This window comes from Brytella acorum, assembly GCF_029309905.1.
Lineage (GTDB): Bacteria > Pseudomonadota > Alphaproteobacteria > Acetobacterales > Acetobacteraceae > Brytella > Brytella acorum.
On sequence record NZ_JARBJP010000005.1, the window covers coordinates 88,038 to 108,283 of the forward strand.

Below are 20,246 nucleotides of genomic sequence, written 5' to 3' on the forward strand. Positions count from 1 at the left end.
CTCCACGTCTTTCTTGATGTTGCGGGTCCCGACCGCACCTTCGGAGCATTCCGGCAGGGATATCGGGTGTGGAGGCTTCACAGCATGCGCCCTTCGGCAACGGCCAGAGAGCGCATGCTTCCCTTCACGCGAACGTGTCTCGACGCCGCGCAACTGTCTCAGGGATGAGACAGTTGCGGGCTTTCCGACGTGGTTTTGAGGGCTCGTCGGAGCCTGGTTTAGATCCCGTTGTTGCGAGGAATTCGCATGACGCGTGCGAACTGAGCACCGGTTTCCGTCAAGGAGCGGCCGTCAAACACGTGCGCAGGGGACCTCACCGGAACTGAGCGTGCACCCGCGGCCTTCAGACCGAGAACGGCGAACAGGGCGCGTGTGGTGTCCGTCGCCTTCCCATCGGCCATGCTGTAGAAAATGGCGCGCGATTCACGCCGTGCCGCAACGAGATTGGCCCGGCGCAAGGCGCCGAGCTGCTGACTGAGGGTCGGTTGCGTGATCCCCGTCTCGTTTTCCAGTTCACTGACCGCCCGAGGCCCATCCAGTAAAAGGGAGAGAATGAGAAGCCGCTGAGGTTGAGCGAAAAGCTTCAGACGCTCGGTCAGTTCCCGGGCCTCATCCAATGTCATGCGGGTCATCTAGTCAGTCGCCTTTGGATGGGCCAGTTGCATGAACCATGCCCCCTCGGTGCGGGCGAGAGCATCCTGGGTCTGCGGCGGCGGCGCGAATGTCGGCTCTCCTGGCATCCATCCTTCCGGCGTCAGCGCTTCGCCGTCAGCGGCGGCCTGAAGAGCGGCGACAAGACGGAGCAGTTCGGCGACGGAACGCCCGACGGACATGGGATACCACGTCATGGCCCGGATCACGCCGCCGGGATCAATGACGTGGACGGTGCGGACAGTGGCGCTGTTTTCGGAGGCGGCGTCGAGCGTGCCATAGGCGCGCGCGATGGCCATGGTCGGGTCTTCGACGATCGGGAATGGCACAGTGACACCGAACTGCGTGCGGATCGTCTCCACCCACGCAAGATGCGAAGGCAGACTGTCGACCGAAATGCCGACAAGGGCACAGTCGAGTTTTTCGAAATCTTCCGCCGCCCGGGACAGCGCAATGAACTCACTCGTGCAGACCGGTGTGAAGTCGGCGGGATGAGCAAACAGCATGACCCAGTGGCCACGCAATGCGCTCAGGGTCAGGGGGCCCTGGGTCGTCCGGGCGCTGAAATCGGGAGCGGGCTCGCCGATCTTGGGTGCGGTCTGCATGGCGGGTGAGGGGGGCTCGACGATGTCGTTCATGAGGCTTCATTAGGCCACGAACTTCACCTTGACGCAAGAAGGTTTAATCATTAAATAAAACGAGAAATTATAGTTAATTTAAAAATGTAAAGGTGTGCCATGAGCGATCCCGCGATTGAAGCTGCCACGGCTCAGGTTTTGGAGGTGGTGCATCATACCCTGTCCCGCCCGGTCGTGCGGACCTTCTTTGACGCCGCGACCTTCACCGCGACGCACGTGGTCCACGATCCTGCGACCCGGCAGGCCGCGATCGTCGACAGCGTGCTGGGCTACGATCAGGCCTCGGGCCGGACCGACCATGTCGCGGCAGAGGCCGTCATGGCCTATGTCCAGGCGGAAAATCTTCACGTGCAGTGGCTGCTGGAAACCCATGCGCATGCCGATCACCTTTCCGCCGCTCCCTGGCTGCAAAGCCAGCTGGGCGGCCAGATCGGCATCGGGCGGCAGATCATCCACGTTCAGGATGTATTCGGAAAGATCTTCAACGCGGGAACGGAATTCGCGCGTGACGGATCGCAGTTCGATCGCCTGTTCGACGACGGCGACCGATTTACACTGGGATCGATTCCGGTCGTCGCGCTGCATGTGCCGGGGCATACACCGGCCGATATGGCGTTTGTCATCGGCGATGCCGCATTCATCGGCGACACGCTGTTCATGCCGGATTATGGAACGGCACGCGCGGATTTTCCGGGCGGGGATGCGGCTCAGCTCTTTCGTTCGATCCGCCGCCTTCTGACTTTGCCCGGTGCGACACGACTTTTTCTATGTCATGATTACAAAGCGCCGGGACGGGACGAATTTGCGTGGGAAACCTCGGTGGGAGCCGAAAAGACAGGCAATATCCACGCCCATGACGGCGTCACTCAGGAAGACTTCGTTGCCATGCGCACGGCGCGGGATGCGACGTTGTCCCTGCCCAATCTCATTATGCCATCGGTGCAGGTGAATATTCGTGGCGGTCGCCTTCCAGAGCCGGAATCCAACGGGACGCGCTACATCAAAATTCCGATCGATAAACTGTGATGTCGACGTCCGTCTTCAATCTGGCTGGCAAGGGGCTGCGCCGTGTTCGGACACGTTCTGCTTGAGATCTTCTGCGGGTGCCTGATCGGCTTCACGCTGGGGCTGATCGGCGGTGGCGGCTCGATCCTCGCGGTGCCGCTGATGGTTTACGTCGTCGGTGTCGAGAACCCGCACGTCGCGATCGGCACGAGTGCGCTGGCCGTCGCGGTTAACGCTTTGGCCGGGCTGGCGCAACATGCGCGGCTGGGGACGGTCAAGTGGCGCTGTGCGGCCATTTTTGCCGGATGTGGCGTCGCGGGGGCTTTTGGCGGGGCCGCGCTGGGCAAAGCCGTGGACGGACAGAAGCTGCTGACGCTGTTCGCGCTGCTCATGGTGCTCGTCGGCGTGCTCATGCTGCGAGGCCGTCGGAATCCGGGCTGTGAAGGGGCCGCCTGTCATCGCGGGAATGTCGGGCGGGTCATGGGATGCGGCCTGGGCGCGGGCGTTTTGTCCGGGTTCTTCGGAATCGGTGGCGGATTTCTGATCGTCCCGGGTCTCGTGGCTTCCACCGGCATGCCGATCCTCAACGCCATTGGAACCTCCCTCGTGGCCGTGGCGGCCTTCGGAGCCAGCACCGCGCTCAGCTATACGATGTCCGGCTACGTCGACTGGGGGATGGCAATGGCCTTTATTGCAGGCGGCATTATAGGAAGTGCCGGAGGGATGCGCATGGCCCGACGCATGGCCGGTTCCCAAGGCCGGTTGACCACATTTTTCGCGGTCATTATTTTCCTGGTCGCCGGATATATGCTGGCGCGTATTTTCTGGTGAGGACGCCAACGCGCGCATGACAACGGCTTTTGCTGGACGATTTTCGCGAGATCATGCACGTGGTCCGGTCATGTTGATGCTTCGGGATGGCGGGCGCGATGTACGCGGGAACGGAGCGTCCGGTTTCCGGCGGACGCGCGCGGCTCGCGTGTTACGTCTGATCATGGTGGTGCTGGTCTCGGGCAGTGGCTGCGGCGCCTCCGCGGCTTTGGCGGGAGGCAGATCCTGTCTGCCCATGCCCGACGGGAGCAATCCATGTCCCGTGACGTTGCGTCGCCCGGCGATTGGCCCTCTCTCGGCGATGGCAAAGATTGGCGAACAACTGTTTTACGATCGGGAACTGTCAGGTTCCGGCCGGCTGTCCTGCGCATCATGTCACGTCCCGTCCGCGCATTATGCGTCGGTGGACGCGCAGGCCTTCGTGCCTGGCGGCCAGGAGATGGAGCGCCGGGGTCGTCGCGCGGTCCCGTCGCTCATGTATCTGGAACGCGAGCCCCCGTTGAGCATCGGGCCGGACAATCCCGTCAATGAAGGAGAGGCCGCGCCGACGCCTGCCCCGGCGGCATCGGGGCATGTGAGCAAAACCGCGGGAAATGGCGCGGTCAATGCCGTGCAGCTCGTGCCGCAGGGGGGGCTGTTCTGGGATGGTCGGGCGGATACACTTCAGGAGCAGGCCCACGGCCCCTTGTTTGACCCGGCGGAAATGGCATCCAGCCGGGAGATCGTGATCCGTCGGTTGCGACATGCGCCGTATACGGCGGAGCTGATGAAGCTGGCAGGCCCGTCGGCGGATCGGTTTTCTGATTTCCTGGTGTCGGAGGCCCTGTTTGCCCTGGCGCGGTATCAGATCGAGAATCCGGCTTTCCATCCCTATGCCAGCCGTTTCGATGCCTGGCTCGAAGGGCGAATTCGTTTCACGACGGCGGAGCGGAAGGGGTATCTCGCCTTCAACGACCCGCTCAAGGGCAATTGCGCCGCATGTCACACGGATACGGTCGGGGTGGGCAGTCTGCCGCCCCTGTTGACGGACGGGCAATATGAAGCCCTTGCCGTGCCGCGGCACACTTTGTCCGGCGAGAAGAGTTTTGATCTCGGCTTATGTCGTGCGCCACGGGCAGATATTGCGCTCACGGATGATTATTGCGGCATGTTCCGCACGCCAGGACTGCGCAATACCGCTGATCGACGCTTCTATTTTCACAACGGCGCCTATGACAATCTTGCGGGTGTGCTCGATTTCTATCGGTTTCGTGAGACGAAGCCCGAAGCCGTCTATCCGGTGGACCGTCAGGGGCGGCTCAGACCCTACGACGATATTCCCCTTCAATATCGCCGCAATATCGATGTCACGGATGGACCGTTCGATCGGCATCGGGGAGATCCGCCGGCTTTCGACGACGAGGAGAGGGACGATATCGCCGCCTTCCTTCGCATGTTGACGGATACGCCCCAAAAAGACGGTGTCGCATCACCCTAACGTGAGGCAGGCGCCGGAATCCGACTTCCCGGAAAAGTTTTAGGCTGTCAGTGCGCCGCCGCTAGAGGAAGAAAAAATGCACAAAACAAGAACAAAAACATTTTTCCTTTCTTGACTCATGGTCGAGGCTTTATGCGAATCGATATTCTGACGGGACACGGAACTCTGGATGGCCGGAAGATTCACCCTATGTTGCGATTCCAGGTGTTCTTGGAGCGTGCCTTTCGCAGTTAAAAACCTCTGCAAAGCATACCATCTCCCCGGATATGCCTCCTGTTAGCGAGTAACAGGGTGGGAATCGGCCGAACAGAAGGGGGATATTGTTTCGAAAGTTTTCATGGAGGGTTATCCTGTTTTTATGGAAATACATTGCGTATGGGTGTAATTTTTGGACGACCTCAGGTGAAGATAAGGCGGTTAAATGTAAATACTTTGAAAATATTTTTTTTAAAAACAAAAAAATAAAATTTCAGTATATTCTCATAATAAATATACGAGAACTACATAAATCTGCATGGCGCCTGTGCAAAAATTCGGCGTTTGCGGAGGCGATTATTTGTCTACATTTCCCTCAACGCCAACTGGTCAACCCGAAGCGGGCTTCCAGACCGGATACAAAGGAAATGATTCAATGAGCATCATCAAGACATTCGCCGCTGTCGCCACTTTCGGCTCCATGATCGTTGCGGGTCACGCAATGGCCGCGGAGCACCGCTCGATGGGCAATCCTGTTCCGCAGGTCGAGCACCGTTCGATGGGCAACCCCGTTCCGCAGATCGGACATCGTTCGATGGGCAATCCCGTTCCGCAGATCGGACACCGCTCGATGGGCAATCCCGTTCCGCAGATCGGACATCGTTCGATGGGCAATCCCGTTCCGCAGGTGGCTGTCTGAAGCTTCCTTTGACGGCCTCGGGTTGATCGTCGGATCCCGATCGCCCTGCCATGTAATTTTCTTCGGTGTGGCCTGACGCGGATTTTTTTCGCGTTCAGGTCTTCCGATGGAAAATGACCTGAAATGTGTCGGACGTCACTCCGCCCATCGGAAGTTGTCGGGCGTCACAAAGAAGCAAAATGGTGGAACGCGGCCTTGGCCGTGTGCATCTTCCAGAAAATATTATTCTCGCCGACGGTCTCAATGATGCCGTGACGCGCCATGTCGGCGTGCAGGAACGGCGATACTCTTGCAAACATCATTGTGATGCCGCCTTTGCCGCAGTCCTCAATGACGCCGCGCACAAGCCGCGCTGCCGAATAGTCAAGATCGGTGATTGCACTGCAATCGACGATAATACACCGTACAGGCACCTTGGCGTCGCGCGTGAGGGTATGGATATCGGCTGAAAACAGTCGGCAATTCGCGTAAAACAGATCCGCACCGAAGCGATAGACGACAAGCCCGGGTTCTATTTCTCCATCGGGGTGAACAGTCTCGACTTCAGGTTCCCCATCCGATGCCAGAACGACGATGCCTGTATGCGGTCGATAACTGTGACGTACGTGATGCAGGAGGGACAAACCAATCGCAATCAGAATGCCCTGCTCCACGCCGATCCCGATGACGGTCGCCGCCGTCACGATGGCCAGCCGAAATTCCCCCGGGCTCTCTTTGCGGATGTCGCGCAATGTCTGGATCCGTATCATCCCTGCGGCGACGCAGAAAACAATGGCGCCCAGCACGCAACGCGGCAGGTAACGCAGCGGTCCGCTCAGAAAAAGCAGCACGCAGAGCGTGACGGCAGCATAAACGATCTGGGTGGTCTGGGTGCGCGCGCCAGCCTGCACCGCGAAGGCGGACTGGGTGAGACTGCCATTGACGGTGAAAGTTCCGGTCATTCCTGCGGCCGCGTTCGCCGCGGCCAGCCCCAGAAGGTCGGCATTCTCGTCGAGGGGCTCGCCGAACATGTCGGCGAAGGTGCGTGATGCGGCGGCGCTCTGCGCAATGATGACAAACACGCATGAGCCGACGACCGGCATCAGCAGCAGCATTTCATGCCAGGATATGATGGGAATGGAGAACGAGGGGAGGCCTCCGACGAAGGGACCGATGACGGCGACCCCTCTCGCTTCGAGTCCGGTCGCCCAGCTCAGCAGGATGCTGCCCGATACGGCGACCAGAGCAATCGGGAACATCGGCATCACACGGCGCGTCAGATATGTCGCTACGCATGTTCCAACGGAAATCGCCGTTGCGATTGCTCCGAGGGAGGAGATGTGGGTGAGGATGGTGAAGGCTTGCGCAAGTGTCGCGTGCGCCTTCACCGGTATGGACAGCATGTCCCCCAGCATGGCCACGCCGATCTGTACCCCCACGCCAGCCATGAATCCGACAAGAACGGTGCGCGACAGGAAATCCGCCAGAAAACCGAGTTTACAAACGCGCGCGATCAGAAGCAGCGCCGCATTCAAAAGGGCGATAGCGCTGACGAGCGTGATGTAATGCTGACCAGCGGCAGGATCGCTCAGCGATAATCCGTTGGAAAAAATGGCCGCGGTGGCGGAATCGGCGCCAACCATGAGATGACGCGAGGAGCCGAGCAGAGCAAAGGCGACAGGCGGAAACAGAATGGTATAGAGCGCCGTCAGGGGCGGTACATTGGCGATGCGGGCATATCCCATGACGGAGGGTATGCTCATGGCCGCCACGGACAGCCCGGCCCAGATGTCGCTTGAACGCGATGCGATGGCTCGGACTGCGGTTGCGGGGACAAGGCGCTCTGGCAGCGCTCGTATCGTTTCCAGAAACCGGGACATCCCTCCGCCTCTCCTGTTCGGACTCCGGTTCGCTCTCTCGAATCGAGCGTGTCGTCAAGATGGCTGTAACGGAAATGACACGGATGCAACGTCCTCGGCGCGGAAGGAGACGTTTGCCGTGAAACGGGCGGTCGATGGGTCGCAGCGATACAGTGCGGCTTTTTCGGATGCCTCGCTGGCCAGCGTATTCACAGCCTTGATGATGGCATCAACTTTGCCATCGTCCATCAGGACGCTGAAATTCAGACGTACCCAGCCTGGCTTTTCAATTTCCTCGCCCGAGAGAATGGCCGTGCGCATCGCGTCCGATCCAGCCGCATCGATGCCCAGAAGAGCATGCGCGTAAGGGCCTGCGCAGGCGCAGCCGCCACGGGCCTGAATGCCGTAAAGGTCCGAGAGCATGCGGGTGAACATCTGCTGATGGATCAGGCCACCGGCGGCGTCGCGAACGCGGAACGAAAAGATGGGAAGGTGGCGCTTCGCCGTTGGAGAACCGAGCAGTTCGATATGGGGATTTCGTGACCATACATGGTGCGCACGGTCATAAAGTTCGGTGTTGCGTTGGGCCATGACACGATCGCCGATGGCGTCTTTGACGACGAAGCACAGAGCCGCACGGATATCACCAATGCCGTTCGGGGTTCCGGCTTCCTCGCGGGCCTCGACCGAAGTGCTGTAATCATGCCCCCATGGAGAGACGAAGCGCACGGTCCCGCCACCTGCCAGCGAGGGCGACGTCGTCATGACCGCGGCCTTGCGCACGATCAGAACACCTGACGCTCCCGGCCCGCCAATGAATTTGTGGGTCGAGATGACCACGGCATCTTTCTCGCAGTCGGTTCCCGCTTTCATATCGATCGGAAGATAGGGGCCGCCGCCCGCATAGTCCCAGACAGACCGGGCGCCGTAATGCCGGAGAAGACGCGTGACGGCATCGGTGTCGGTGATGATGCCGGTAACGTTCGACGCGGCGGAGAAGGCGCCGATGACGGGCCGACCCGCTGCCGCTTTCAGTTGCTCTTCGAGCGCCGTGAGGTCCGGGCCGCCCTGTGGCGCTTCGGGAATTGTGATGATTTCGGCGCCGCTTTCGCGCCAGGGGAGAATGTTGGAGTGATGTTCGTACGGGCCGATCAGGACAAGCGGCTTTTCCCCGGACTGGACGGCCTGGGGCACGCCCAGCAACCAGACGAGGCGGTTCAGCCCCGCTGTCGCCCCGTTGCCCGCGAAAATCGTGGCATATCCGTCATCGGCCTTGCACGACCGCGCGATCGTGGCGCGCGCGGCGTGACGGAGCCTGTTCATCACCTGTCCACAATAGGACGCCTCGGTATGGCTGTTGGCGTAATAGGGCAGCACTTCGCTGGTGATGGCCTCTTCGATGCAGCGCAGGGCGCGACCCGAGGCCACGTAGTCGGCATAGATGAGGGGTTTGGAGCCGAAAGGACCGGGAACGTCGAATCCTTCTCCCACGAGATCCCGACTTAATGAACCAAGCGGGTCATGTTCCTGCAGGCGCTGTGCGAAGCGGGCGATAAGCGTTTCAGGATCATGGGCCACGGGCGATCTCCAGTTCGGGGGGCGCCGAAACGCTAGCGAAACTCCTGATGAAAAAACTTTCCTATTTTTGCGTCGTTTGTCTTAAATTCCGATCGTATGAACGAAAAAACGGAAAAAATTGATCATATCGATCGACGCATCATCCGAACGCTTCAGAAGGATGCGTCTCTGTCCCAGCGTGAACTGGCCGAACGGGTCGGTTTGTCCCAGAATGCGTGCTGGAGACGGCTTCAGCAGTTGCGTGAAAGCGGCATCCTCGCCGGAAGCCGGGCGCGTGTCGATCGCAAGGCGGTCGGCCTGGATCTCACGGTTCTGATGCTCGTACGCACGCGTAAGCACTCGCAGGAATGGCTCGGTGATTTCCGCAGGATCGTCCTGGCCGATCCCCATGTGATCGATTTCTTCCGGGTCGCGGGGGAATATGATTACATGCTGAAAGTCGTTGCCGCGGACATGAACGCTTTTGACGCCATCTATCGGCGCATGATCGAGAAGATCGATCTCGATACCGTGACGTCCTATATTGCGATGGAAGCGATTGCCGACGGCAGAGACCTGCCCGTCTGACAGGTCGGGTGGCCGTCGATTTCAGGAGGAGAGAGCAAGATGACGGAAACAGCGTATCTGAAAGTCGAGGGCATGCATTGCGACGGCTGCTCCAGCAAGCTCAGGAAGGCGCTCGAAGCCGAGCCGGGGGTCAGGGAGGCCGATGTTCTCCTCGAAGGTGGCAAGGTTACGGTCTATTTCGATCCTGCCGTTGCCGACCCCAGGAAGTTCGTGGGCGTCGTCGAGGAACTGGGATTCGACGTCGTTCCATAAACGTCGTCCTTGACGCTGCGATGTTCGTGAAATTCATGGCGAAAGACCTGGAAAAGCGTTTCACGCAGCCAGCGATGCACCGGGTCGGCGTCCTTGCGGGGATGCCAGGCCTGAAACGCCTCGATCGCCGGAAGCACGAGCGGAAACTCGAAGGTCGCAAGGCCCAGCGCCTCGACCGAAATATGATCGAGCACGATCCCGGGCAGCGGCAGCACCAGATCGGTGTGTCGCATGCTCTCGACCATGGCATGGTAATTCGGAACGACCATGACGACCCGTCGCTTCAGCCCGTGATGATCGCGCAAGGCATCGTCGATCGGGCCGAAGGCCCGGCCACGGCGTGAGACGCTGATATAATCGTAGCGCGTCATGCTTTCCGGCGTGATGGGCTCGTCGAAAATCGGGTGGTCGCGGCGGACGAGCCCGATCATGCGGTCGCGCATGAGAGTCTGGCGCCGGATCTCCGGCTTCATCATGTCGGTCGCGCCGATATAAAGATCGGCGGCTTCATGACGTAACGCGTCATAGACGAGATCATCCCACTCGGCGGTGAAAACAAGTTCGCAGCGTGGACAGTCCTTGCGCAGCGCCCTGAGAAGCGGCAGGCCGATGGCCGCGACGATCAGGTCATTGGCGCGGATGGTAAATTTTGGCGCGATATTGCGCAGGTCCATCAGCGCGCGGGTCTTGATCAGCGTGTCGGCCGAGCGCACGACATCCTGAACGCGGTCGAGCACACCTTGCGCGAAGGATGAGGCGCGCAGACGTCGGCCTTCCGGCACCAGAATGGGATCGTTGAAGACGGAACGCAGCTTGCCGAGATGGCGGCTCATGGCCGGTTCGCTGACGCGCATGCGCCGGGCCGCCGCCGAAACGCTTTCCTCTTCGATCAGAACCTGCAGATAGCGCAGCAGGTCGAGGTCATATCCGCGCATGCCGCTCTCCATAGGTCACGCCAGTCGCAGATACCATGCGCGACAATTCCGGAAAGTGGAATCGTTGACTGTCGGTAATGTGGGTTTTCTGCGTCCGGTTTCTGGAGAACATGCCTCCCATGAGCGCTGTCATCCATCCACCGATGTCTCCCGAAACCGCGAGTCCACGCGCCGTCGATCCGGGAGGGAGCCCCGTCGCGCCCGTCATCCATGCTTCGCCACCTCTGCCGTCCTACATCCCTCCATTCGGGCTGCGGACGGTCATCGGCTGCGTCGGGATGCTGCTCGCCGTTCACGTGGCGGGCTTCAACGAGCACGTGACGCAGATCGGCCTGTCCGATATCCGGGGCGCGCTCCATATCGGGCATGACGAAGGCACCTGGCTGGTCACGAGCTACGAGGCCTTCAACATCGCGGCCATGGCCTTCACGCCATGGTTTTACATGACGTTCTCGATCTACCGTTTCTCGATCTTCATGACGGCCATGCTGGCGCTCCTGTCGATCCCGGCCCCCTTCATGCCGGATGTGACCTCTCTCTGCGTGCTCAGCGCTTTCCAGGGCATGGCGGCCGGATGCCTGCCGCCGGTCCTGATGACGGTCATGCTCAAATATCTGCCCCCTGAACTCCGGGTGTTCGGCATCGCGGGCTATGCGATGAGCGCGACATTCGGACCCAATCTGGGATTGCCGCTGGAAGCCTTCTGGTTCGAGCATGTCGGCTGGCACTGGCTGTACTGGGAGGTGATTCCGCTCGCAGTCCTTTCGATTGCGATGATGGCCTACGGCCTGCCCCGCGATCCGGTGCACATGGAACGTTTCAAAAGCTTCAACTGGCTTGGCATCACGGTGGGTCTGCCCGCGATCGTATCACTTGTCACCGTGCTCTATCAGGGTGATCGCCTGGACTGGTTCCGCTCGCCCGTCATCACGAACCTGACGTTCTGGGGCGGGGCGGCGTTTCTGGTATTCGTCGTCAACGAGGCGCTTCATCCCAGCCCGTATTTCCGGATTCAGTACTGGCGGTCGCGCAACATCCAGGCCGCGCTCCTGTCCCTGGTCGGCATTCTCGCGATCTGCGCGCTGATGGCGGAAATCCCGGCGACCTATCTCGAAGAGGTGCGCGGCTATCGCCCGATCCAGACCGTGCCGGTATCCCTCATCGTGGCGCTGCCGCAGCTCGTCATGCTGCCGCTGATCGCCGCGATCTGCAACAGCGCCAGAGTGGACTGCCGTTATGTTTTGGCGGGGGGCATGCTGTGTCTGGCGGCCGCCGCGTGGCTCGGCACATGGCTCACGCCGGACTGGGTGCGCGACAATTTCTATGCCCTGCAGATCCTTCAGGTCTTCGGCCAGCCGATGACCGTCATCCCGACGCTGATGCTGGCCACCCTGGCCATGGGACCGGCGGACGGTCCGTTCATTTCGGGGATGGTGAACATGCTCAAAGGGCTGGCCAACGCCGTGGCCTTTGCCCTGTTCTCCGCCCTGACGCGTCGCCGGGAACAGTATCATTCGAGCATGCTTCTCGATCATCACGGCACGCACGGCCTCGCGTTGCAGGGCATGGACAACCCGATCGACCGGCAGCTTTCGGGCCTCTCGCCCGATCTGGGCCGCATGGCCCGCAACACGCTCGAGGTGTTCCACACCTATGTGCGCGAGCAGTCCATCGTGCTCGCGCTGGCCGACATCTACTTCATCCTGATCTTCGTCTGCGTCGGCTACGCGATCATGAATCTCATCCTTCCCCGGCGGGTCTTCCCGCCGCGCGCTCCTTCTCCCAGCGCCCCTGCACGCTGAAGCCGGAAACGTCTCACCATGATCTACAAGAAACCTCTCCTCTATGCCGGTTGCGCGGCCATCGTACTGACGGCGGTCGCGTGGGGCGCAACGCGCCTCGTGAACGGCAACGGCGTGGACCAGTACACCAACGACGCCTATGTCACCGCCGATTTCACGACCGTGGCCCCGAAGGTCCCGGGCCGTATCGATCGTGTGCTGGCCGAGGATAACGAGCACGTCCATGTCGGCGAGGAACTCGCCCATATCGAGGATGACGACTATCGCGCAGGCCTTGATGTGGCGCGGGGAAACGTGCTCGCGGCCCAGGGCGACGTGGATAATCTGGGCGCTGAAATCGAACGTCAAGATTCCGTGATCGCGCAGGAACGCGCCGCGCTGGACTCCACGAGGGCGGCGCTTCTGTTCGCGCATGAAAATGCCGTGCGCTACAGGAATCTCTCCTCCGGCGGCGCCGGGACGATCGAGCAGCAGCAGAACTCGGCCGCGAAGGAAAAGGAGGAAACGGCGGATGTCGCCCATGCGCAGGCTTCGGTCGACGCGGCCATCCGGCAGGTGGCGGTTCTCAAGGCGCAGCTTTCCCGCGCCCGTGGCGTGCTGGCCCGCGCGCAGGGCGACGAGAAACAGGCCGAACTGAACCTGTCCTACTGCACCATCCCCGCGCCGGTCGAAGGCGTGGTCGGCGAGCGCGGCGTGCGCGTCGGGGCCTATGTTCACCCGGGCACGGGCATCCTGGCCGTCGTGCCCACGCAGGCGGCCTATGTTCTGGCGAATTTTCAGGAAACGCAGCTGACGAAGGTCCAGACGGGTCAGAGCGCGACCATCTGGGTGGACACGTTCCCCGGCCATCCGCTCAAGGCGCATGTGGACTCTCTGGCGCCCGCTACCGGCGTGGCTTTTGCGCCGATCCAGCCGGACAACGCGACGGGCAACTTCACCAAGGTCGTGCAGCGCGTGCCGGTCAAGCTGACCTTCGATCCGGGCCAGCCGCTGGCCTCGAAGGTGCGCGTGGGCATGTCCGTCGAGGTCAGCATCGACACCGCGTCGCATCCGTCGGGCCCGCATGCGGGGGATGAGCGTTATGTCTGGCGCTGAAATTCCCCGCATGAGCCGCAGGCCGTTCGTCTGGCTGTTGCCGCTGCTGGCGGGAGCCTGCACGGTCGGGCCGGACTACCATAAGTCGAACATCGCGGCGCCCCAGGCATGGCATGAGAGCCTGCCTGCGGCGGAGAGCCGCGTGACGGCGGCGGCGGCCGATCCGCAATGGTGGCATCTCTTCAACGATCCCGTGCTGACGCAGCTTGAGAAGGATGTGGCGGATGCCAGTCTCGATCTGCAAGCCGCCTCGTTCCGTCTGGCCGAGAGCACGGCGGAGCGTCGGATCGCCAGCGCCGCGCAGTTTCCGCACATGGAAGGCAATGCCTCCTATGCCCGCGAGCGCGCCAGCACGAACGGCATCCTCGGCCTGCTCGGCAGCATGGAGCGAAACGGCGAAAATCCCGGCAGCATCGCCAGCGGCGCGCAGGGCTTCGGCCCCACCGCGATGCCGGGCAGTGTCGGCAATCCTTCGTTCAATCTGCCGCAATACGGCATGAGCGCCTCATGGGAAGTCGATTTCTGGGGACATGTACGCCGTCAGGTCGAAGCCGCGACGGCGGCGATGCGCGCCACCGAGGAAGAGCGCCGGGGCATTCTCGTCTCGCTGATGGCGGAAACGGCGCAGGACTATATCAATCTGCGCGGCGTTCAGGCGCAGAAGGCGATCGTCAGCCATAACATCGACATCGCCCGTCGCAGCGTGAAGCTGACGACGCTGCGCTTTCAGGAAGGTGCCGCGACGCGGCTCGATGTCGCGGATTCGACCGGGCAGCTTCATACGTTCGAGGCCCGTCTTCCGGCGCTGGAAAGCCAGGAAGTTCACCTGCTGAACGCGCTCAGCTTCCTCGTGGCGCAGCAGCCCGGCGCGCTGAACGCCCGGCTCGGGCCGCCGAAGCCCATTCCGCCCGTGCCCGAAAACGTGCCGACGGGCCTGCCGTCCCAGCTCGCCGAACGACGGCCCGATATCCGCATGGCGGAAGAAAGGCTGCATGCGGCGACAGCCAGCATCGGCGTGGCGGTGGCGGATTTCTTCCCGCGCGTCACGCTGTCGGGCAGCCTCGATATCCAGGCGCTTCAGTTCAGCGGTCTCGGTTCATGGGCGTCGCGCCAATATGGCTTCGGGCCGACGGCGACATTGCCGCTGTTCGAAGGCGGACGGCTGACGGGGCAACTGCACCTGCGCAAGGACCAGCAGCGGGAAGCCGCCGTGCTGCTCCAGCGGACGGTTCTCCACGCCTGGCAGGAGATCGACGACGCGATGGCGGATTTCACGGCGGCCCAGCGCGAGCGGGACCGGCTGGAGGAAGCCGTGCATGAAAACGAGATCGCCGTGCAAACGGCTCAGGCGCAATATGTTCAGGGATCGTCGGACTTTCTCAATGTGCTGACATTGCAGAACGCGCTTTTGAACGCGCAGAGTTCGCTCATCACGGCGCGCACGCAGGTCTCGCGTTCCGTGACGCAGATTTACCGGGCGCTGGGCGGCGGCTGGGAGACGCGCTATCCGCGCGAAATCGCGGATCGGGATGTCCCGGCGCGGCATGGCTGAGGAAAGGACGCGCGCATGACGATCACAATACGCCGCGCCTCGTCTCTGGGCGAGACGAAGCTGGGAGACGCCGCCTTGCGCTGCCATTTTTCCTTTCGCGACGCGCTGGACGGCCGTCATGTTCATGACGGGCGGCTGCGTGTCGTCAATGCCGGCGTTCTGCCTGAAGGGGGCGCGTTCGCCCTCGGCCCGGAAGAGAATATCGACATTCTCACATGGTGCGGGCATGGGGACCTGTCGGCCACGGTCGAGGGTTTCGAGCCTCAGACGCTGGAGGCCGGATCGCTGCATGCGGTGAGCACCGCGAGCGGCGTCTCGAAGCTGGTATGGGCCAGCGAAGCCGGAGCGACGTTCCTGCAATTCTGGTTCCTGCCCGATCTTGAAGGCGGCGAGCCAACCCAGGAAACCCGTCCGGCCTTTCCCGCGCTTGAAGATGGCGCGTTCCGGGTTCTGGCGTCCGGTTTTCCGGAGGACAATTCCGAAGATGGCGAGATCGTCCGTGATGGCGCGCCAGTGCCGCTGCGGGGGAATGCAAGGCTCCTCCATGCCGATATCCGGGCTGGAGAAGGAGCGGCCTACGGCACGCGACCGGACCGCGATCTCTATCTCGTGGTCGTTGCGGGCACCGTCTCTCTTGGCGCTACGGCCCTGTCCGCCGGTGACGCGGCGGCCATCGCAGGCGTGACCGAGATCATCGTCATGGCGACCGCCACGGCCTGCGTTTTCCTGACGGATACGAGCGCCACCTGATGAAGAGTTGAAGAAAACAGACGAACCTCGGGCTTTCCCAACTGTTTCCCCCCCGACGTATCACGCTCATAGTGTCGAACCATGTCGCCATGACTGATGCCCGGAGGGAAGAAGACCATGAAGAAACGCACCGTCCGCCTCTCGCGCCCTTCATCCTGTCTCCTCGGCGGGGTGCTGGTGTTTGCTTCGGGCTTCTCCGTCGCCGAGGCCGCCCCGATCGCCCTGACCCATGTCCGGGTGATCGACGGACGTGGCGCAGCGCCCGTGGAGGATGCCACGATCATTATGGATCAGGGGCATATTCTCGCCTTCGGTCGTGACGTGAGTGTTCCGGCTGGTGCGACCATCCGCGATCTGAGCGGCGATACGGTCTTGCCGGGGCTGATTTCCGATCACAGCCATGTCGGTCAGGTCGGAGGCGCGAAATCGGGGCCGGAGAATTACACACGCGAAACCATCACCGCCGAACTGGCCCAGTTCCGGCGGTATGGCGTCACCACCGTGACGGCGCTCGGCAATAACGGACCGCTTTTCGACACGCTTCGGATCGAGGCGCATGAAGGGCGTCTGCCCGCCGATCTGTTCGGCGTGGATCAGGGGATCGGGGTGCCGCGCGGTGCGCCGCCGGTGAAGGTCGCGGCCGATCAGCTTTTCCGCCCCTCCACGGTCGAGGAAGCGCGCGCCGATGTCGACAGGATGGCGGACGAACACACCGATCTCGTCAAGATCTGGGTGGATGATTTCGACGGCACCCTGAAAGTGAAGATGGACCCCGCGATCATCCGGGCGGTCGTCGATGAGAGTCACAGGCGCGGTCTGCGCGTCGCGGCGCATATTCACGACCTCGAGGATGCCGAGCATGTCGTCGAAGCCGGTGTGGATATCGTCGCTCACGGCGTGCGCGACAAGCCCGTCCCTCCGGCGTTCGTTCAGGCGCTTCATGACAGGCATATCTGGTATATCGCAACGCTTGAACTCGATGAATCAACGACCGCCTGGGCCGATCGGGCACCATGGACGCTGACACCTTTCGCACAGGCGGGATTGTCGCCCGCGCTGAAAGCGGAATTCGCCGATCCGAAATGGCGCGCTGAGAACCGGACGGGCCGCAAGGCGCAGGATGCGCGGCGCTCTCTGGCGATGAACCTCCGCAATCTCAAGACGCTTTATGACGCGGGCGTCCGGATCGGCTTTGGCACGGATAGCGGGGCGACGCCCCTGCGCATTCCGGGACTGGCTGAGCACAGGGAACTGGCCCTGAGTGTGCAGGCCGGTCTGACGCCGCTGGATGCGATCCATATTGCGACCGGCAATGCCGCCGCGCTGCTGGATCTTCATGATCGCGGCGTTATCGCGCCCGGCAGAAGGGCGGATCTTCTGGTCGTGCGCGGAAACCCGCTGCGCGACATTACCGCAGTCGACGATGTGGTCGAGACCTGGGAGAACGGTGATGCCGTCTCCGGTCCGCTCGTGGCTGCCGCGGAAAAAGGAACGAACTGATGGACTATCGTCTTCTGGGCCGCTCGGGCCTGAAAATCTCGACGCTGATTCTCGGGACCATGACATTCGGCGGCAAAGGAGCCTTCGCCAAGACGGGGGACACCAATGCTGACGGCGCGCGTCGGCAGATCGATATGGCGCTGGATGCGGGCGTTAACATGCTCGACACGGCGGATATTTATTCCGACGGGGCTTCGGAAGAGATCATCGGCGAGGTTCTGGACGATGCGCGCCGCAACCGCCTGATGCTGGCGAGCAAGGTGCGTTTCCCGACCGGCACGAAAGGTCCGAACGAGCGTGGCCTGTCGCGGCATCATATCATCAAGGCCTGTGAGGCGAGCCTCAAGCGCCTGAAGACCGATCATATCGATCTCTACTGGTGCCATGAATGGGATGGCGTCACGCCGGTCGAGGAAACGCTCGCGGCACTGGACGATCTCCGGCGTTCAGGGAAGATCGGCTATGTCGGCGTGTCGAACTATTCCGGCTGGCATATCATGAAGACGCTGGCTGCCGCCGAGAAAGACGGTTTCGTACGTCCCGTCGCGCAGCAGATTCATTACACGCTTCAGGCCCGCGAGGCGGAATACGAACTCCTTCCGATCGCTGTCGATCAGGGCGTGGACGCCGTGATCTGGTCGCCGCTCGCCGGTGGTCTGCTCTCGGGGAAATATCGTCGCGGCAAGCCCGAGCCGGAAGGCACGCGCAAGGCGGCGCAGTGGAACGAGCCGCCGGTTTACGACATCGAAAAGCTCTACGACATCATCGAAGTCGTCGTCGCGGTCGCTGACGCGCATGAAGGCGTCACACCCGCGCAGGTCGCGCTCGCCTGGCTGCTGACACGCCCTGGCGTGGCCAGCGTGGTCGTCGGCGCGCGGACCGATGCTCAACTCGCCGACAACCTCAAGGCCGCCTCGGTCGAACTGACGCCCGAAGATCTGAAGAAGCTCGAGGAAGTCAGTCGGCCGCCGCTGCTTTATCCGTACTGGCACCAGCAATCGACGGCGGCCGATCGGCTCTCGACGGCGGATCTCGTCCTTCTCGCGCCGTTCCTCGACGCATGAGGCGGTCCGTTCTGATGGCATGCGCGGCGCTCGCCGCCATGCCGGTTTTTCCCGCCCGCGCCCAGTCTGGCGCTCCGACGATCACCGACAATACCGATCCCGGTTTCGGCGCGCGCGGGACGGTCGAAATCGTCGCCAGCATTTCAGATTTCAATCTCGGTCCTTCGGGAATCGTGGTGACGGCAGGACGGACGTTCCTCAGCTTTCCGAGACATGACGTCGATCATCCCGGCCCGACGCTGGGCGTGTGGGAAAACGGCAAGGTCGTGCCTTTTCCCTCCGAAGCGATGGCATCGCGCCGGAGTGGCGCGCCAGGCGATCGTCTGGTGTCGGTTCACGGGCTGACGCTCGACGCGAAAGGGCGTGTCTGGGCCATTGATGACGGCAAGGTCAAAGGTCATGACATCCCCAGGGGCGGGGCCAAGGTCATAGGTTTCGATCCGCGGACGGGCGCCGTGATCGGGAAGGTCATTCTCGACGCGGCTCTTTTGCCGGACAGTCACATGAACGACCTGCGCATCGATTTGACTCACGGAGTGCAGGGGACCGCCTATGTCGCCGATAGCTCGTTCGGTGGTCATCCCGCTCTGGTCGTCGTCGATCTCGCCACAGGCCGTCAGCGTCGCGTGCTGGCTGGCGATCGTTCGACCTCGCCCGATCCGGGCTACCAGACGGTTCTGGACGGGCGCGTGCTGCATGTCGATCCAAAACATCCGCAGTTTCCGGGCGGGGGCGCGGACGGCATCACCCTCTCCAGGGACAGCGGCACGCTCTATTATTCGCCGCTCTCCAGTCGTCGGCTCTACAGTCTTCCCACCGCTCTGCTCTCGGATTTCTCCAAAGATGATGCCGCGCTCGCGGCGGCGGTGAAGGATGAGGGCGAAAAAGGTTCGGCCGACGGTCTGGCGAGCGACGCCTGGGGGCGGATCTACACGACCGCCGCCGATCACGACGCCGTCTTCCGGCGCAATCCCGATGGCTCGTTCGATCTGATCGCGACCGATCCACGTTTCGTCTGGCCGGACGGCATTTTCGCCGATGATCGGTTCGTTTACGTCGTGCTCGGCCAGTGGACGCGGCTGCCGCGCTTTCATGACGGCAAGGATCTGCGCAAGACACCCTTTCTTGTGGCGCGCATGCCGATTCAGCCGCCGCAAAACTGAAATTCAGCCCGCAACGTCATGCCTCCCTGTCCGGCGCGCTGCTCGGCAGGGAAGCACCCGCTTGGTCAGGCTTCGCGGGAAGCGTCTTTTCGGGGCCGTCCCCAGACGCCTGATGATGCCGTGGCAGAACAAATCTTCGCCGACATCGGGTCGTGAAATGACTTTCCCCGCTCCTCGTCACAACATTGCCTGCGATCCGCCTATGGGTTGGAGCCCTGAGAAAAGCATTGTCTTTTGCCTGGAGGTCCGGTTCTCCCATCCGGCTGGAGCAAAGCGCGGGACATAAGGGGCGGGAGAGCATCACCCCGTCGCGCACCATGGGATGGTGTGTTTTTGGAACGCGCCTCCTCGTGGAGGAGATGTAACCTTATCGTGTGAATAAAATGATATAAAAAACGTTCTTCATCGTGGACTCCTGCGGAATTAATGTTCTACATACTCCCATAGTAACGTTATGGATGTGAGATATGGCATCCGACACGAACATTCCGATTTCGTTCCCGGCATCTCAGAATTGCCGGGTGGCGGAAGGAAAGTGCCTGTGTCGGACTCAATTCTCAAGGAACGCCGGGCCAAGGATCTCTCCCGATGCCAGGCCCGAGCGGGCGACATCCTGACCATTCGCTCATCAGCCCAGGCCCAGAACTCCGCGT

At 61.8% G+C, this 20,246-nt stretch carries 18 protein-coding genes; 13 read left to right on the forward strand and 5 right to left on the reverse strand.

What is annotated here, in order from left to right; genetic code table 11:
- Positions 1 to 218: 218 nt before the first annotated feature.
- Both PWM43_RS09940 and PWM43_RS09945 read right to left on the reverse strand, forming a co-directional pair.
- Entirely contained in the window at positions 219 to 632 is a 414-nt protein-coding gene (locus tag PWM43_RS09940) for an ArsR/SmtB family transcription factor (RefSeq protein WP_289842351.1), read from the reverse strand.
- Positions 633 to 1,289, reverse strand: coding sequence for a peroxiredoxin (locus tag PWM43_RS09945; RefSeq protein ID WP_289842352.1), 657 nt, complete (start codon positions 1,287 to 1,289; stop codon positions 633 to 635). It lies immediately after the preceding gene.
- 99 nt (positions 1,290 to 1,388) lie between these two features.
- Between PWM43_RS09945 and PWM43_RS09950 the strand changes: the two genes are divergently transcribed.
- The 4 genes from PWM43_RS09950 (at position 1,389) to PWM43_RS09965 (ending at position 5,497) form a co-directional block, all read left to right on the forward strand.
- Complete coding sequence (locus PWM43_RS09950; RefSeq protein ID WP_289842353.1) at positions 1,389 to 2,315, forward strand: MBL fold metallo-hydrolase; 927 nt, start codon at positions 1,389 to 1,391, stop codon at positions 2,313 to 2,315.
- A gap of 42 nt (positions 2,316 to 2,357) precedes the next feature.
- On the forward strand, positions 2,358 to 3,125 hold the full coding sequence (locus PWM43_RS09955; RefSeq protein ID WP_289842354.1) for a sulfite exporter TauE/SafE family protein: 768 nt from the start codon (positions 2,358 to 2,360) through the stop codon (positions 3,123 to 3,125).
- Between the two features lie 16 nt (positions 3,126 to 3,141).
- The gene (locus PWM43_RS09960; RefSeq protein ID WP_289842355.1) at positions 3,142 to 4,602 is read left to right on the forward strand and encodes a cytochrome-c peroxidase; all 1,461 of its coding nucleotides are present in this window, start codon (positions 3,142 to 3,144) and stop codon (positions 4,600 to 4,602) included.
- A 631-nt stretch (positions 4,603 to 5,233) separates the two neighbouring features.
- On the forward strand, positions 5,234 to 5,497 hold the full coding sequence (locus tag PWM43_RS09965) for a hypothetical protein (protein ID WP_289842356.1): 264 nt from the start codon (positions 5,234 to 5,236) through the stop codon (positions 5,495 to 5,497).
- A 164-nt stretch (positions 5,498 to 5,661) separates the two neighbouring features.
- Here the strand turns inward: PWM43_RS09965 and PWM43_RS09970 are convergent, their stop codons facing one another.
- Both PWM43_RS09970 and PWM43_RS09975 read right to left on the reverse strand, forming a co-directional pair.
- A complete protein-coding gene (locus tag PWM43_RS09970) occupies positions 5,662 to 7,356 on the reverse strand; it encodes a SulP family inorganic anion transporter (RefSeq protein WP_289842357.1) in 1,695 nt (564 codons plus the stop codon).
- A gap of 54 nt (positions 7,357 to 7,410) precedes the next feature.
- The gene (locus PWM43_RS09975; protein WP_394356061.1) at positions 7,411 to 8,913 is read right to left on the reverse strand and encodes an aminotransferase class V-fold PLP-dependent enzyme; all 1,503 of its coding nucleotides are present in this window, start codon (positions 8,911 to 8,913) and stop codon (positions 7,411 to 7,413) included.
- Positions 8,914 to 9,009: 96 nt separating this feature from the next.
- On the opposite strand from PWM43_RS09975, the gene PWM43_RS09980 reads away from it, so the two are divergent.
- Positions 9,010 to 9,480 (forward strand): Lrp/AsnC family transcriptional regulator, encoded by a 471-nt coding sequence (locus tag PWM43_RS09980; RefSeq protein WP_289842358.1) that lies wholly within the window; start codon positions 9,010 to 9,012, stop codon positions 9,478 to 9,480.
- A gap of 39 nt (positions 9,481 to 9,519) precedes the next feature.
- Positions 9,520 to 9,732, forward strand: a complete 213-nt coding sequence (locus PWM43_RS09985) for a heavy-metal-associated domain-containing protein (protein WP_289842359.1) — start codon at positions 9,520 to 9,522, stop codon at positions 9,730 to 9,732.
- On the opposite strand, the gene PWM43_RS09990 is transcribed toward PWM43_RS09985, so the two are convergent.
- On the reverse strand, positions 9,654 to 10,667 hold the full coding sequence (locus PWM43_RS09990) for a LysR family transcriptional regulator (protein WP_289842360.1): 1,014 nt from the start codon (positions 10,665 to 10,667) through the stop codon (positions 9,654 to 9,656). The two genes, PWM43_RS09985 and PWM43_RS09990, sit on opposite strands and share 79 nt — an antisense overlap.
- 143 nt (positions 10,668 to 10,810) lie before the next feature.
- Between PWM43_RS09990 and PWM43_RS09995 the strand changes: the two genes are divergently transcribed.
- The 7 genes from PWM43_RS09995 (at position 10,811) to PWM43_RS10025 (ending at position 19,593) form a co-directional block, all read left to right on the forward strand.
- Complete coding sequence (locus tag PWM43_RS09995; RefSeq protein WP_289842464.1) at positions 10,811 to 12,469, forward strand: MFS transporter; 1,659 nt, start codon at positions 10,811 to 10,813, stop codon at positions 12,467 to 12,469.
- 18 nt (positions 12,470 to 12,487) lie between these two features.
- A complete protein-coding gene (locus PWM43_RS10000; protein WP_289842361.1) occupies positions 12,488 to 13,564 on the forward strand; it encodes an HlyD family secretion protein in 1,077 nt (358 codons plus the stop codon).
- Positions 13,565 to 13,574: 10 nt separating this feature from the next.
- Positions 13,575 to 15,116, forward strand: coding sequence for an efflux transporter outer membrane subunit (locus tag PWM43_RS10005; RefSeq protein WP_289842362.1), 1,542 nt, complete (start codon positions 13,575 to 13,577; stop codon positions 15,114 to 15,116).
- 15 nt (positions 15,117 to 15,131) lie between these two features.
- Entirely contained in the window at positions 15,132 to 15,866 is a 735-nt protein-coding gene (locus PWM43_RS10010) for a pirin family protein (RefSeq protein ID WP_289842363.1), read from the forward strand.
- 117 nt (positions 15,867 to 15,983) lie between these two features.
- The gene (locus PWM43_RS10015; protein ID WP_289842364.1) at positions 15,984 to 17,366 is read left to right on the forward strand and encodes an amidohydrolase family protein; all 1,383 of its coding nucleotides are present in this window, start codon (positions 15,984 to 15,986) and stop codon (positions 17,364 to 17,366) included.
- Positions 17,366 to 18,430, forward strand: a complete 1,065-nt coding sequence (locus PWM43_RS10020; protein WP_289842365.1) for an aldo/keto reductase — start codon at positions 17,366 to 17,368, stop codon at positions 18,428 to 18,430. Before PWM43_RS10015 ends, PWM43_RS10020 begins: the two co-directional genes overlap by 1 nt.
- Positions 18,427 to 19,593: an L-dopachrome tautomerase-related protein gene (locus PWM43_RS10025; RefSeq protein ID WP_289842366.1), complete on the forward strand. Its 1,167-nt coding sequence runs from the start codon at positions 18,427 to 18,429 to the stop codon at positions 19,591 to 19,593. The genes PWM43_RS10020 and PWM43_RS10025 overlap by 4 nt, the downstream gene beginning before the upstream one ends.
- Positions 19,594 to 20,246: the final 653 nt, after the last annotated feature.